This window comes from Paenibacillus rhizolycopersici (assembly GCF_014947195.2).
GTDB classification, from domain to species: Bacteria; Bacillota; Bacilli; order Paenibacillales; family Paenibacillaceae; genus Fontibacillus; species Fontibacillus rhizolycopersici.
On record NZ_JADCNN020000054.1, the window covers coordinates 1 to 415 of the forward strand.

General features: G+C 52.0%; 1 rRNA gene. It reads right to left on the reverse strand.

Features of this window, described 5'->3' with window-relative positions:
• Positions 1-415 (reverse strand): 23S ribosomal RNA (locus IM700_RS22990); the annotation flags it as partial.

Here is a 415-nt window from a genome sequence, read left to right on the forward strand (position 1 = left end):
GGGCTCTGACTTCTTGTAAGCACACGGTTTCAGGTTCTATTTCACTCCCCTTCCGGGGTGCTTTTCACCTTTCCCTCACGGTACTGCTTCACTATCGGTCACTAGGGAGTATTTAGCCTTACCAGATGGTCCTGGCAGATTCATACGGGGTTTCACGTGCCCCGCACTACTCGGGATCCGTCTCGGAGGGTCCACACTTTCGATTACAGGGCTTTTACCTTCTTTGGCGGGCCTTTCCAGACCTCTTCGTCTAATATGAACCTTTGTAACTCCATGTGAGACGTCCCACAACCCCAAGGAGCAAGCTCCTTGGTTTAGGCTGTTCCGCGTTCGCTCGCCGCTACTGACGGAATCACTTTTGTTTTCTCTTCCTCAGGGTACTTAGATGTTTCAGTTCCCCTGGTCTGCCTCTTCG